Here is a 13,137-nt window from a genome sequence, read left to right as displayed (position 1 = left end):
CCTTCTGCTTCCTGGCTGCCCTTACAAAAGCCCAACCTCCCTCCCCCTCCCACCCTTCATCACCTCACGTTATGGCCATTGCTTGCTTTGGAGAAATGCTGTGGGATGTGCTACCAACTGGCAAGCAGCCTGGCGGAGCGCCCCTCAATGTGGCGGTGCACCTGCACAATTTCGGCTTGCAAGCGGAGCTTATCAGCCGAGTAGGGCACGATGATATGGGGGCGGAACTGGTAAGCTTTGTGGAGTCTACGGGCCTTAGCACCCACTACGTGCAGCGGGGTGAAACGCACCTGACAGGGGTAGTGAAAGCCAACGTAAGCGACAGCAAAGAGGTAACCTACCAAATTGTGCAACCCGTGGCCTGGGACTATATCCGCTACGATGCGGCACTGAGTGAGTTGGTTGAAACAGCAGATGCTTTCGTGTTTGGCAGCCTGGCTGGCCGCCAGTCACACTCGCGCGAGACGCTGTATCGGCTGCTGGAACACGCCCGCTTCAAGGTGTTTGATGTGAACATGCGCCCCCCGCACTACACCCGTGAAGTGGTAACATACCTGTTGCAGCACAGCGACTTAGTGAAAATGAACCACCACGAGCTGGCCGAAATCATGGGATGGTTTGGGGTCAGCAGCAACGAAAAAACGGCATTGCGCTGGCTGGCCGAACGCTTTCAACTGCAAGCAGTGTGCGTTACGAAAGGAGCCGATGGTGCGGCCCTTTGGGTGGGACAGCAGCACTATTACAGCCCGGGTATTCCGGTGCAGGTGCAAGACACCATTGGCAGCGGCGATGCCTTTCTGGCGGCTCTTCTGCGGGGCTGGCTGTCCGACCAGGATCCAACTGACTACCTGGCCTTCGCCTGCGCCGCGGGGTCGTTGGTAGCCACTTGCCGAGGAGCTACCCCGGTGATTTCTGAAGCCCAAGTACAGGCCATGGCTACCTCGGCTGCTTCCGAGTAGCAGTTCTTGCTTTTCTCTTCGGGCGAATTTCCTGCGGCCCGGAACGCTTACTCCCTCTTTTTGCACTTGCCTGAGCACCCTCTACCGCCGGCCCCTTCTCAAAGGTTTACGCTGAGTTGCCACCAAGTGAAATGCTTTTAAAAATTTCCACACTTTCATTTTTCACTCATGACCAACAACTGGTACAAATCGTATGATCAGCCGGGCACAGCGCGGGCAGGCACCCTGCCGCTAGCCCTGATGAAGCTACTGACGTTCAGCATGCTGATGCTTGTCTTGCCACTGCTGAGTCAGGCACAAAACACCCGGACCATTACCGGCAAAGTACTTGATGCGCAAGCCAACGGCCTGCCAGGCGTAACGGTAGTTGTCACGGGCACCACCGTGGGCGCCAGCACCGGCGCCGATGGCGGGTTCGAGTTGCAGGCCCCTGCCACGGCCACCACGCTCACCATTTCGTACGTGGGCTTCACGTCGCAGCAGGTAAGCATCACCGATAAAACTTCGGTGCAGGTAACGCTGAAGGAAAATGCCCAAGCCCTCGGCGACGTAGTGGTAGTCGGCTACGGCACTGCTCGCAAACAGGACGTGACCGGCGCCGTGGCAGTAATTGGCGAGAAAGACTTCAACCGGGGCACCTTCACCTCCCCCGACCAACTGCTGCAAGGCCGCGTATCGGGCGTACAAGTAAGCAACAACAGCGGCCAACCCGGTGGCCCGTCCAGCATCCGCATCCGGGGTAACTCGGCCGTGACGGGCACGGGTCAGCCCCTATACGTGGTAGACGGGGTACCACTCGACGGGCGGACGGCCCGGCCGGGGGCGGGACTGGCGTCCTCAATCGACGCCGGATCCGGGGCTGACAGCAACCCGCTTAACTTCCTCAATCCCGATGACATTGAGACCTTCACCGTGCTCAAAGATGCTTCGGCTACGGCCATCTACGGCTCGCGGGCGGCATATGGGGTAGTGCTGATCACCACCAAGAAAGGCAACACGGGTGCCCCAACGCTTAGCGTGGGGGCCTCCACTGGTTTCTCGAATCTGCTGCGCAGGCCTGAATACCTTGATGCCGGCCAGTATCGTGAGGCGCTGGCCTACTACGGACTGCCTACCAGCGGACCTACTAGCGCCGACAAAGGCAGTAGCGTAGACGCCCTGGATGAGATTTTGCGCACCGGCTACTTCCAGAACTACAACGTGTCCATGAGCGGCGGCAGCGAAACTGGTCGCTACCGCCTCTCGCTAGGCTACCTCGACCAGGATGGCATCGTGCGCAAAACCGGCTTCAAAAAATACAGCGCCAACCTCTCGACTAACCTCCAATTTTTGGAAAGTAAGAAGTTGGGCCTGGACGTGAACATTTCTACCAGTCAATTTCGCGAAGCTCTGGCCAACATCACTACCGATGCCGGCTACCGGGGCAGCCTCATTGGGCAGGCCTTGCAGTGGAACCCAACTCAGTCCTTACGCAACCCCGATGGCACGCTCTTCATTCAGCCCGGCGACGTGATTAACCCGCTCGCTGCCCAGGAGCTTTACGACGACAACTCGCGGGTCAACACCATACTGGCCAGCATCGCGCCTTCGTATAAGTTTACTGATTGGCTTAATTATCGCCTGCTGTTGAGCGTGAACTATAATAGTGGTGAGCGGCGCGTGTCAATCGACCAGCGGCTGATTAACTATCCGGGCATTCTCAACCAGGGCTTTGCCGGCATCAGCAACACCGAGCTGTCCACTCAGCAAATTGCGCACACGCTTAACTTCAATAAGGCCATTGTCACGGACCTAAACCTGAATGCGGTACTCGGTTACGAGTACACGAACTTCATCAATAAGGGCTCTAGCTTGAGTGGGTTTGGCAATGCGAATACAGGCGGCTTTGGCAGCCTCGGTCTCGACTACACCGATTACCTTCAGACGACCTCTACCGGCAACCGCAGCATCCGGTCGTTCAACGACCCCACGTATGAGCTACAATCGTTTTTCGGACGGGCTATTTTCAACTTCAAGGAGCGCTACGTACTGACTGGTACGATACGCCGCGACGAGAGCAGCAAGTTCGGCTCCAACAACCGAGTGGGTTACTTCCCCTCGTTTGCTGCAGCGTGGGACTTGAGCAAGGAAGGCTTCTTCCCGGCCGAACAGCTCACACAACTTAAGTTGCGGGCCGGCTACGGCTTGACCGGCAACCAGGAGTTTCCGGCCGGATCGGCTCAGGACCGCTATGAAATACTCGATAACGGCCTACAACGGCCCTCCACCAGCCGCAACCCCGATCTGAAATGGCAGGCGGACCGCCAGTTCAACGTTGGCATTGACATCGGAGCGTTCAACAACCGCCTCACCTTCTCGGCCGACTACTTCAACAAAACCACCTCCGACATCTTGTTCCCCACTGTCCCTGGCCAGCCTGCACCGCAGATTCAAGCCCTTTTCTGGAAAAATCTTGATGGCAAAATTGTGAACAAGGGGGTGGAAATGGCCCTGAATACCACCTTGGTGAGCAGTGAGAAAGCAGAAGTAAGCTTTAACGCCAATGCTACATTCATTCGCAATGAAGTGAAAGATTTGGTAGGGCCTGCCATTATCACGGGCGCTATCAACGGGCAGGGACTATCGGGAGCTACGTCGCAGCTCATCACCAACGGCTATCCCATCAACTCCTTCTTTTTGCGGGAGTTTGCAGGCTTGGATGACAGTGGTGCATCAATTTATCCCAACGGAGATTTAGCGACTTATGCGGGCAGCCCAAACCCCCGCACGCTGCTAGGCTTTGGCCTCAACGCCCGCTACAGCAAGCTTTCTTTGATTGCAAACATGACGGGCGTGTTTGGTCAATACATCTATAACAACACGCTCAACGCCGTAGGCAACATAGGCCAGATTGGGGCTAGCAAAAACATTGCTCTCTCTACGTTCAGGAGCTCAGTTAAAGAAGCGCTTGGTAATGCAGGGTCGGCTTCTACGCGTTACTTGGAAAAGGGCGACTTCCTAAAGATGTCCAACCTGACACTTGCTTATGCCTTGGGTGACGTAGCCGGCTTCATGAAGGGGGCCCGCGTGTACGTAACGGGCCAGAACCTGTTTGTTATCACCAACTACGACGGATTTGACCCAGAAGTCAACACCGTGAAAACAGGGTCCAACAGAGTGCCTTCCGTCGGCATCGACTATTTGCCTTACCCCAGCGCCCGCACCTTCACGCTCGGAGTCAACTTCAATCTGTAACACTTAATTGCTGCCATATGAACCTCTCTAATATTGCACGTGCGGCCGCTGTGCTAGCACTACTTCAGGGGGCCGCTAGTTGCGAACTGGACGAAAAATTGCAAAGTGAGCTAACCCAGGACCAGATTCCGAGTGGCGACCCAGCGGCTCTGCTTCAGGGCGTCTATACTGCCCAGCGCGACCCTATTCAAGGCCATGTGAGCGTGTTTGCGCTCCAGGAAGTGTCCACTGATGCCCGTATTATGCCTACCCGCGGGCCTGACTGGGACGACAACGGCAAGTGGCGGGCCCTTTACAACCACACCTGGGACGGCAACAACGAGCGGGTGCGTGACACCTTCAACCAGTTGGAAGGTATCATTTTTGCCTCCACCGACCTGTTGCGCTTTGGCCCTACAACGCAACAGCAAGCCGAATCCCGGTTCGTACGAGCCTGGGCCACGTATCTGCTACTCGACCTCTACGACCAAGTGTTATACCGGGAGCCAGGCGAGCCGTTGAATAATTTGGCCAGAGTACGCAAGGGTACAGAGGCGCTCGATTTCGTAGTAAGTGAGTTGAACGAGATTCAGAAAGACTTGCCCGACGCGCCAGTCAGCCGCGGTACCAAGGACGCCGCCCGCGTACTGCTAATGAAGTGCTACCTGAACAAGGGTGTGTACGCCAACCGGCAGTCGCCAACCTTCGCCGCCGCCGATATGAATCAGGTAATCCGGCTGGCCGACGAGATAATCAACAGCAACAAGTACTCGTTTACGCCCAATTACTTCGACAATTTCGCGCCCGACAACACGGCAATTGGCCGGGAGAACATCTACACCCAGGAAAACACGTACGGCAACAGCGGCCCGGTACGCGACTTGTGGAAGTTCGTGTCGCACTACAACATGCGGCCCGTTGATGGCTACAACGGTCCAGCCGCCACAGCCGAGGCGTACGACTTATTTGAAGCTGGTGACAAGCGCCGAGGCATGGCCTATGACGTAGCCGGCGGCCCCGCCAACCCTGGCCGGCGCATCAATGTGGGTTATCTTATCGGGCAGCAGTACAATTTGGCTACTGATGCCCCACTTACTACACGAGGTGGGGCCCCGTTGGCTTTCACCAAGGAAATCAACTTGTTTGAAACTGGCGCCGACCTCGAGGCCAAAGGCATTCGGCCTATCAAGTATCCTGTCGACTACCCAAGTGAGAGCCAAGGCGGCAACGGAGCCAACAACGACCATGTGACCTTCCGGCTAGCCGACGTACTGCTGATGAAAGCAGAAGCCATCCTACGGGGCGGCACAGCTACCAGCGCTGGCACGTACGGCGCTACACCGCTTGCCATCGTAAACTCCCTTCGTACGCATCCTTCGCGCGGAGCTAGCGCCCTTACCTCACTTAGCCTCAACGTATTGCTCGACGAGCGGGGCCGGGAGTTGTACAGTGAGTCGTGGCGGCGGCAGGATATGATTCGGTTCGGTACCTTCTTGCGGGCCCGGAAAGACAAGCCCCAGAGCGACCCGAAGTACCTAGTTTATCCCGTGCCACAAAACCAGGTGGATATTAACAGCAACATCACCCAGAACCCGGGGTACTAACCCCGAAACGCATTCGGCAGGCACGTAAGCAAGCCGTTGGTTGGCTGCTCTTTAGCACTCAATCAGCGGCTTGTTTGCGTACGACCCGGCACCTTACTGCCCTATGAAACACCTTGAAACAATTGCCTGCGCCGCGTTGCTATTAGCTTTTTCGGGCTGCGGCGAGCCGCGGCAACAGGCTGCCACTACCGAGCAGGCAGCTGCGCCAACCTCCGCTAGTCAGAAGGAAACTTGGTGGAAGGAAACGGTTGTGTACCAGCTGTATCCGCGCAGCTTTCAGGACAGCAACGGCGACGGAGTGGGCGACCTACGGGGTATCACCTCCCGGCTCGACTACCTGAAAAGCTTGGGTGTGGGCACTATCTGGCTGAACCCTATCTACGCCTCTCCCAACGACGACAACGGCTACGACATCTCCGACTACCGCCAGATTATGCCGGAATTTGGGACGATGGAGGATTTTGATGCGCTGCTCAAAGGCATGCACCAACGCGGCTTGAAGCTGGTCATGGACTTGGTGGTGAACCATAGCAGCGACGAGCACGAATGGTTCAAGCAGGCCCGCAGCTCCCGCACCAACCCCTACCGCAACTACTACCACTGGTGGCCCGCCGAGAAGGGCAAGCCGACACCCCGCTGGAGTTTCTTCGACGTAAACAGTGACGCCTGGAAGTACGACTCCCTGACCAACTCTTACTACTTGCACTACTTCTCGCGCAAGCAACCCGACCTGAACTGGGAAAACCCCAAGCTGCGCCAAGAAGTGTACAGCATGATGCGCTTCTGGCTGGACAAGGGCATTGATGGGTTTCGGCTGGATGCGTTTCAGTTTGCCTCGAAAGACACCACGTTTCCGCCGCTACCGGCTGGGTACGAGAAGAATATCATTAAATACTACGGCCACGGTCCGCACCTGCACGACTACTTGCAGGAGATGAACCGAGAGGTACTTAGCAAATACAACGTCATGACGGTGGCCGAGGGGGCTGGCAGTGGCCCTACAGATGCCATGCTCTTCGTGGATCCGGCCCGGAAAGAGCTGAACATGGCCTACCACTTCGAGGGCGTGGACCTGGGCAACGGGCCGAAACTCTATCAGCTGGCTGAGTTCAAACGCATCTACACCCGCTGGGACAGTGCTTTTGCTGAAAAGGGCTGGCTTTCCATTTTTCTTGGCAACCACGACCAGCCCCGCATGACCAGCAAGTTTGGGGATGATAGGCCCGCTTTTCGAGCTGCGTCTTCTAAGCTGCTGACCACCTTTATCATGACCATGCGCGGCACGCCCTACTATTACAACGGCGACGAACTGGGCATGACCAACATCCGATTCACCGACATCAACGACTACCGCGACGTAGCGACCCGCAATGAATACCAGCGCCTGAAAAACCAGGGCGGCGACCTGCGCGCTTTCCTGACCTTAGCCCAGCGCACCGCCCGCGACAATGGGCGCACCCCGTTCCAGTGGAATGCCGCTGCCAACGCCGGCTTCACAACGGGCACGCCCTGGCTGCAAGTCAACCCCAACTACCAGCAAGTGAATGAGGCCGCGGAAGACAAAGACCCTAATTCAGTGCTCAACTACTTCCGCAAAGCCACAGCCACCCGTCGACAGCACAAGGTGCTGGTGTATGGCCAGTACCAACTAGTGGACGAAGCCAACCCGCATATCTATGCCTACACCCGCACGCAGGGCACTGAAAAAGTATTGGTGGCACTCAACTTCTCGTCGGAGCCGCGGAACTGGCCGATGCCCACAGGCATGCAGACCAGCGGCCAACCCTGGCTCAACAACTACCCTACTTTCACGGCAGGCGCGGGCAACACCCTGGCGCTACAGCCGTGGCAGGCGGTGGTAGTGCCCTTGCAATAAGACTGTTGTGCTGTAGCGTTTGCCGGCTGCCAGGCTGTCGGGCACGCAACCCCGGCTATGCCGTGGCAGGCGGCACCAGCGCCTGCCACTCATCCGACAGGCTTTTATATCAGAATACCTCAGAACTTCCCGCATGCCCACTCTGCACTTCCCCAACCCAGCGCACTTGCTGCTTGCCCTGACGCTACTCCTCGCTGCTAGCCCCAAACCAGTGGCTGCTCAGCAACCCGACCCCTGGCGCATTACAGCCGACAAAGTGGACCCCGCGGCGTACTATGGCGTGACGGTTGCCAACGGCATGCTAGGCATTGTGTCGTCGCCGGAGCCGTTTCAGGTGAAAGCGGTGGTGCTGGCCGGTGCCTACGACCAATACGGGCGGGGCCGGGTGAGCAACTTCCTCAACAGCTTCAACCTGCTGAACATGTACCTGGAAGTGGACGGCAAGCGGCTTTCGGGCAAGGACGTCACCAACTTCCGGCAGGCGCTGGACATGCGCCACGCCTCCCTTACCACCACCTTCGACTACGCCGACAAAGCCACCATCAGCTACACGCACTATGCCCTGCGCCAGTTGCCTTTCACGGGGCTGATGGATGTGTCGGTGACAGCTAAGAAGGACGTGGCCGTGACGGCCGCCAGCGTCATGGACGCCCCCGATGCCCTGCGCGACGTGCAGAACTACTACAACGAAATCGACCGGCCGCACGCCACGCTTAGCTTGCTTACGTCGTCGGGGCAGAGCGCCACGGGCAAGCTGAAACTGTGCGCTTCCACTAGCTTTCTGTTCAACGAGCCGCACGGGCAGGAGCCGCGCGTCATCCACGAAATGTGGGACAGCAACATGCACCTCATGAAGTTCAGCAAACCCTTGAAGGCGGGACAAACCTATACCTACGCCGTGGCGGGTTCGTCTATCACCTCAGCCCACCACGCCGACCCGCTCAACGAAGCCGAGCGCCTCACCATTTTTGCCCGGCTCGAAGGCAAGGAGCGCCTGTTAGCCTTCCACGCCAAAGCCTGGGACGACCTTTGGAAGAGCGACATTCAAATTGAGGGTGACGCGCAGGCCCAGCAGGATGTGCACAGTATGCTCTACCACCTCTACAGCTTCTCGCGCGCCGGCACCGACTACTCGCCTTCGCCCATGGGCTTGTCGGGGCTGGGCTACAACGGGCACGTATTCTGGGACTCCGACCTGTGGATGTTCCCGGCGCTGCTCGTGATGCACCCGGAAATAGCCAAATCCATGGTGGAATATCGATTTTGCCGCTTGGAGCCGGCCCGCAACAATGCCTTTGCGCACGGCTACCAGGGTGCCATGTTCCCGTGGGAAAGTGCCGACTCAGGCGTAGAGGAAACGCCGGTGTGGGCACTGAGCGGGCCGTTTGAGCACCACATTACGGCCGACGTGGCCTTGGCGGCGTGGCAGTACTACTGCGTGACGCAAGACAAAGCCTGGCTGCGGGAGAAAGGTTGGCCCATCCTCTCCGCCACCGCCGACTTCTGGGCCAGCCGGGTGGAGCGCAACGGCCCCGGCCACTACGACATCAAGAACGTGGTAGCGGCTGATGAGTGGGCGGAAAATGTGGACAATAATGCCTTCACCAACGCTGCCGCCCAAGTGAATCTGCAACACGCGGCGGCAGCGGCCAAGCTGCTCAATTTGCCTGCCAACCCCGACTGGCTGCACGTGGCCCAGAACATTCCGCTGCTGCACTTCCCCGACGGCGTGACGCAAGAGCATGCGACCTACAAAGGCGAAGGCATCAAGCAGGGCGACGTAAACCTGCTGGCGTATCCATTGAATGTGGTTACGGCTCCGGCCCAGATCAGGAAGGACTTGGCGTACTACGAAACCCGGGTGCCCACGGAAGGCACGCCTGCCATGACGCAGGCCATCTTCGCACTGCTGTACAGCCGCCTCGGCAACGGCGACAAGGCGCAGCATTTTTTTCAGGATGCCTACCTGCCCAACCTGCTGCCGCCCTTTCGGGTGATTGCCGAAACCAAAGGCGGCACCAATCCTTACTTTGCCACTGGCGCTGGCGGCGTGCTGCAAGCCGTACTAATGGGTTTCGGGGGCCTCGATATCACGCCTACGGGCATCAAGCAACTGAAAAGCACCTTGCCCACGGGCTGGAAATCGGTGAAGATTACGGGCATCGGACCCCAGCGTAAAACGTACTCCGTGACTCGCTAAGCCACTCTGGCCCTCTTAATGATACGCGGTGCGGCATGCGTCTTCGGCCCGACGGCAGGCATCTTCGGCGCGCTTACAGGCAGCTATGGTGGCGGCGTGGCGGGCTTGCTCGTCGGCGCAGGTGCGGCACAGCTCGGCACACTCCCGTAGCACGTACACCAAGTGCTCGGACTCCCGGGCTATAAAAGCGGCGGTGAGCTGGCACAAGTCGGCGCAGTCGCGGCTGAGCTTGCTGACGCGCACCAAGAGGGTGGCGTTGGATTGCTGCAAAACCAAACTGCTGGTTTCGGCACAGGTGCTGATACAGGTTTGAAGCGTGTTAAGAATGTACTGTTGGCGCGGAAGCATGACGATACAAAGACTTGACAATGAGCAGTGAAGGCAAGACGGGGTTCTTTAGAACGCCGTCAGGGGCCGTGGCAGCAGACTATCCGGCAGCGAGTCGTAAGCGGTGGGGTGGGTGGCTTGCTGGCAGGCGGCAAGGGCGGCTCGGGCCTGGGCTAGCTCCAGCTCCGTCACCGAAACGGGCATACCCGCCTCTAATTCGTAGTTCAATGGCCGGGCCTCCAGCTGACGCAGACAATACACATTCAGGCCCGCCGACAACAGCAGCGCGCCTAACAACAAACCCAACAACAACCGACTTCTAAATTCTCTCATAGCAACCCTTCGCTGATGAATAGCAACAAAAGAGTTGACCTGGCATTAGAACCAGATGAGGAGCACATTAGAAAACATTAAAAACGCCTCGCCCACCCTATAGCGCTGGCAACGAGAGGGTAGCCGTGGTGCCAAGGTCGGGTACGGAAACCAGCGTGAGGGTGCCGCCGTGGCGCTCGGCTATCTTCTGCGTGACGGTAAGGCCCAAGCCGTAGCCGGGAGCATAGCGGGCATTTTCGGCTCGGTAGAGGGCGCTGGTCACCCGCGAAAGCTCGGTGGCGGCAATGCCAATCCCGGCGTCTTGCACCTTAACTTCTAAGTGAGCAGCGTGGTAGCCCAAGCATACTTGCACGGTGCCGGTGCTGTACTTGCAGGCATTGTCGAGCAGGTTGAGTAGGGCCGTGGTAAGCAGCTGCTCGTTGCCGAGCACCAGAAAGGGGTCGTCGTCGGTGGTGGGCAGCTCGCCGAATTCCAGCTGCACCTGGCGGCTAGGGTACTTGCTTTGGCAGTACGTCAGGGCTTGGGTAAGGCACTCGTCCAGCCGCACGGTGTCGCGGCGGAACGAGGCGTCTTCGGCTTTGGCCAAGGCGAGCAAGGCGTTGGTAAGGCCCACTAAATGCTTGAGTTCTTCCACCGCGGAGGCGGTGCTTTGCTTGGCTTCGGTTAGGTCAGTGTCGTAGGCATACGAGGTTTCCAGCGTGCCGAGCGCCGTGGCCAGCGGCGTGCGCAACTCGTGGGAAGCATGGCTCAAGAAGTTTTTCTGCATCTCGAACGCCTGCTCCACCCGGGCCAGCATCTGGTTGAAGGTCACGGCTAGTTGCGCTATTTCGTCGGTGCCATTGCCTTCATCTACGCGCAAGCTCAGGCGACCCGCCGTGATGCGCTCCACCTGCCCCACCACCCGCGCCATCGGCTTCAACGACTCGTCGGCGAAGTACCAGCCGGCTAGGATGATCAGCACCAACGCCCCCACATTGCCCACCAGCAGAATCAGGCGCAGCTTGTCGAGCTGCAGCAAGCCAAACTGGTCGCGGCCGGCGGCAAATATGCGGTAGTAGCGCCCCTTATATTCGTGCGTAACGCCCACCACCTCCAGCTCGCCGTCGGTGAATTGCACCAGCTTGCCCGGCTCCACCTGCGCCAAATAAAACGAGTTCAGACGCTGGCTCAGGCTGTCGTCGCTGGTATAAATCAGGTGGTCATCGGGGTCGTAGATGCTAATTTGCTCGTCGAGGATAGTAAACAGGTCGCGGCGATGGATTGAGCGCATCACCACATCGTCGGGTTGCTGCCGCAGCAGCAAGCGGGCCGTCATGGTGCCCTTGCCGGCGAGGCGTTGGCTGAAGCGCTGCTCGCGCGTGGCCTCGTGGAAGTAGTAAATAAACGCCGAAAAGCCGAGCTGGATAGCCAGCACCAGCAAGGTGAAGCGCAGAATCAGCTTGTTGCGTATCAGCATTTTAGCCTTCGCGGAGCACGTAGCCCATGCCCACCACCGTATGAATCAGCTTGGTGGTGTAGCCTTTGTCGAGCTTTTTGCGCAAGTAGCTCACGTACACATCAATGACGTTGGTGTTGGTGTCGAAATTAAGCTCCCACACCCGCTCGGCAATATCCACGCGCGAAATGACCTTGCCGCGGTTCAGCAGCAGGTATTCCAGCAGCGAGTACTCTTTGGTGGTGAGGTCGATGCGCTGGCCCGCGCGCGTCACCACTTTGGTTTCCAGGTTCAGCTCTAGGTCGGCGAGGCGTAGTACCTGCCGGGTGGCAGTGGCTTCGGTGTGGCGGCGCATCAGCACCCGGGCCCGCAGCAGCAACTCCCGAAACTCGAACGGCTTCACCAGGTAATCATCAGTGCCGGCCTCGAAGCCCGTCACCTTGTCGTCGAGGCTGTCGAGGGCGGTGAGCAGAAGCACGGGCTGCTGGGGGGCCTGCCGCTTGAGCATACGGCACAGTTCGAAGCCATTGATATGGGGCAGATTCACGTCCAGAATCACTAGGTCGTAGGGCTGTTTCTGGGCCAGCGAGAGGCCAGTGCGGCCATCATAGGCCACTTCCAACTCGTAGCCCTCGTTTTCAAAGCCTTTCTTGACGAAGGAAGCCAGCTTCGGCTCGTCTTCCACTAACAGTAATTTCATGGCAACAGATTTTCCAGCAGGGGCAGCCCCGCCACGCATACAGTCATACGGAGCAACCGGTTGTTGGCCCGCCCAACGTCATCCTATTTCCCCGCTACTACCAACAGCGAAGGTAGCTCCCAACTAAGCGTAAGGCAGGATACGCCGCGGCCTCACTGTTTAGCTACGCCCGCAACTGCAAGACAATGTGCGCTTTAACGGCTACGAAATATTCCATTCCTGGGCTCCACCTCCCAGCCAGCCAACTTCCCGCAACTTAACTGAAAAGGTGATTTTCTAATGTTTTCTAATCTCTTCCTCATACGGTTCTAATACCGAAAGTACAGTTTTGTGCTGTACGCTGGTCGGGCAGTAGCTGGGGAGGGTGAAGTGTAGGCGGAAAGGGTAGGTGATGTTGCCTTTTATGCTGTGAACTATACCAGCCGCATGCTCCTGGTACGTGCTCGGATTAGCGCCCTACACCTGCCTCTCTCTGTTGTCCTGCTCTCAT

Annotated in this window: 9 protein-coding genes; 5 read left to right on the top strand and 4 right to left on the bottom strand. The window is 58.1% G+C overall.

All coding sequences use genetic code 11. The features are described from left to right. Window positions 1–71 precede the first annotated feature (71 nt). The 5 genes from MTX78_RS01090 (at window position 72) to MTX78_RS01070 (ending at window position 9,852) form a co-directional block, all read left to right on the top strand. Window positions 72–959, top strand: coding sequence for a carbohydrate kinase family protein (locus MTX78_RS01090; RefSeq protein ID WP_243799119.1), 888 nt, complete (start codon window positions 72–74; stop codon window positions 957–959). Between the two features lie 168 nt (window positions 960–1,127). Then, the gene (locus MTX78_RS01085; RefSeq protein ID WP_243799118.1) at window positions 1,128–4,193 is read left to right on the top strand and encodes a SusC/RagA family TonB-linked outer membrane protein; all 3,066 of its coding nucleotides are present in this window, start codon (window positions 1,128–1,130) and stop codon (window positions 4,191–4,193) included. Between the two features lie 17 nt (window positions 4,194–4,210). Beyond that, complete coding sequence (locus tag MTX78_RS01080; RefSeq protein ID WP_243799116.1) at window positions 4,211–5,776, top strand: RagB/SusD family nutrient uptake outer membrane protein; 1,566 nt, start codon at window positions 4,211–4,213, stop codon at window positions 5,774–5,776. A gap of 103 nt (window positions 5,777–5,879) precedes the next feature. Next, window positions 5,880–7,652, top strand: coding sequence for a glycoside hydrolase family 13 protein (locus MTX78_RS01075; protein WP_243799114.1), 1,773 nt, complete (start codon window positions 5,880–5,882; stop codon window positions 7,650–7,652). 133 nt (window positions 7,653–7,785) lie between these two features. Beyond that, complete coding sequence (locus MTX78_RS01070; RefSeq protein WP_243799112.1) at window positions 7,786–9,852, top strand: glycoside hydrolase family 65 protein; 2,067 nt, start codon at window positions 7,786–7,788, stop codon at window positions 9,850–9,852. Between the two features lie 15 nt (window positions 9,853–9,867). Here MTX78_RS01070 and MTX78_RS01065 read toward each other — a convergent pair whose 3' ends face one another. The 4 genes from MTX78_RS01065 to MTX78_RS01050 form a co-directional block, all read right to left on the bottom strand. Next, a complete protein-coding gene (locus MTX78_RS01065; protein ID WP_243799111.1) occupies window positions 9,868–10,200 on the bottom strand; it encodes a four-helix bundle copper-binding protein in 333 nt (110 codons plus the stop codon). Between the two features lie 48 nt (window positions 10,201–10,248). Then, a complete protein-coding gene (locus MTX78_RS01060) occupies window positions 10,249–10,512 on the bottom strand; it encodes a hypothetical protein (protein WP_243799109.1) in 264 nt (87 codons plus the stop codon). Window positions 10,513–10,609: 97 nt separating this feature from the next. Beyond that, a complete protein-coding gene (locus MTX78_RS01055; protein WP_243799107.1) occupies window positions 10,610–11,968 on the bottom strand; it encodes an ATP-binding protein in 1,359 nt (452 codons plus the stop codon). Between the two features lies 1 nt (window position 11,969). Further along, window positions 11,970–12,647 carry a response regulator gene (locus MTX78_RS01050; protein ID WP_243799105.1) on the bottom strand — a complete coding sequence of 226 codons (678 nt, stop codon included), beginning with the start codon at window positions 12,645–12,647 and terminating at the stop codon, window positions 11,970–11,972. Between the last annotated feature and the right edge of the window lie 490 nt (window positions 12,648–13,137).

This window comes from Hymenobacter tibetensis (assembly GCF_022827545.1).
GTDB classification, from domain to species: domain Bacteria; phylum Bacteroidota; class Bacteroidia; order Cytophagales; family Hymenobacteraceae; genus Hymenobacter; species Hymenobacter tibetensis.
Note: the sequence above shows the minus strand (reverse complement) of the source record. Positions and strands in the feature narration are given on the sequence as shown.

What these genes read in the sequence shown, in the direction of transcription:
- MTX78_RS01090 (WP_243799119.1), top strand. Translation starts at nt 72, where the DNA reads ATGGCCATTGCTTGCTTTGGAGAAATGCTGTGGGATGTGCTACCAACT.
- MTX78_RS01085 (WP_243799118.1), top strand. Translation starts at nt 1,128, where the DNA reads ATGACCAACAACTGGTACAAATCGTATGATCAGCCGGGCACAGCGCGG.
- MTX78_RS01080 (WP_243799116.1), top strand. Translation starts at nt 4,211, where the DNA reads ATGAACCTCTCTAATATTGCACGTGCGGCCGCTGTGCTAGCACTACTT.
- MTX78_RS01075 (WP_243799114.1), top strand. Translation starts at nt 5,880, where the DNA reads ATGAAACACCTTGAAACAATTGCCTGCGCCGCGTTGCTATTAGCTTTT.
- MTX78_RS01070 (WP_243799112.1), top strand. Translation starts at nt 7,786, where the DNA reads ATGCCCACTCTGCACTTCCCCAACCCAGCGCACTTGCTGCTTGCCCTG.
- MTX78_RS01065 (WP_243799111.1), bottom strand. Translation starts at nt 10,200, where the DNA reads ATGCTTCCGCGCCAACAGTACATTCTTAACACGCTTCAAACCTGTATC.
- MTX78_RS01060 (WP_243799109.1), bottom strand. Translation starts at nt 10,512, where the DNA reads ATGAGAGAATTTAGAAGTCGGTTGTTGTTGGGTTTGTTGTTAGGCGCG.
- MTX78_RS01055 (WP_243799107.1), bottom strand. Translation starts at nt 11,968, where the DNA reads ATGCTGATACGCAACAAGCTGATTCTGCGCTTCACCTTGCTGGTGCTG.
- MTX78_RS01050 (WP_243799105.1), bottom strand. Translation starts at nt 12,647, where the DNA reads ATGAAATTACTGTTAGTGGAAGACGAGCCGAAGCTGGCTTCCTTCGTC.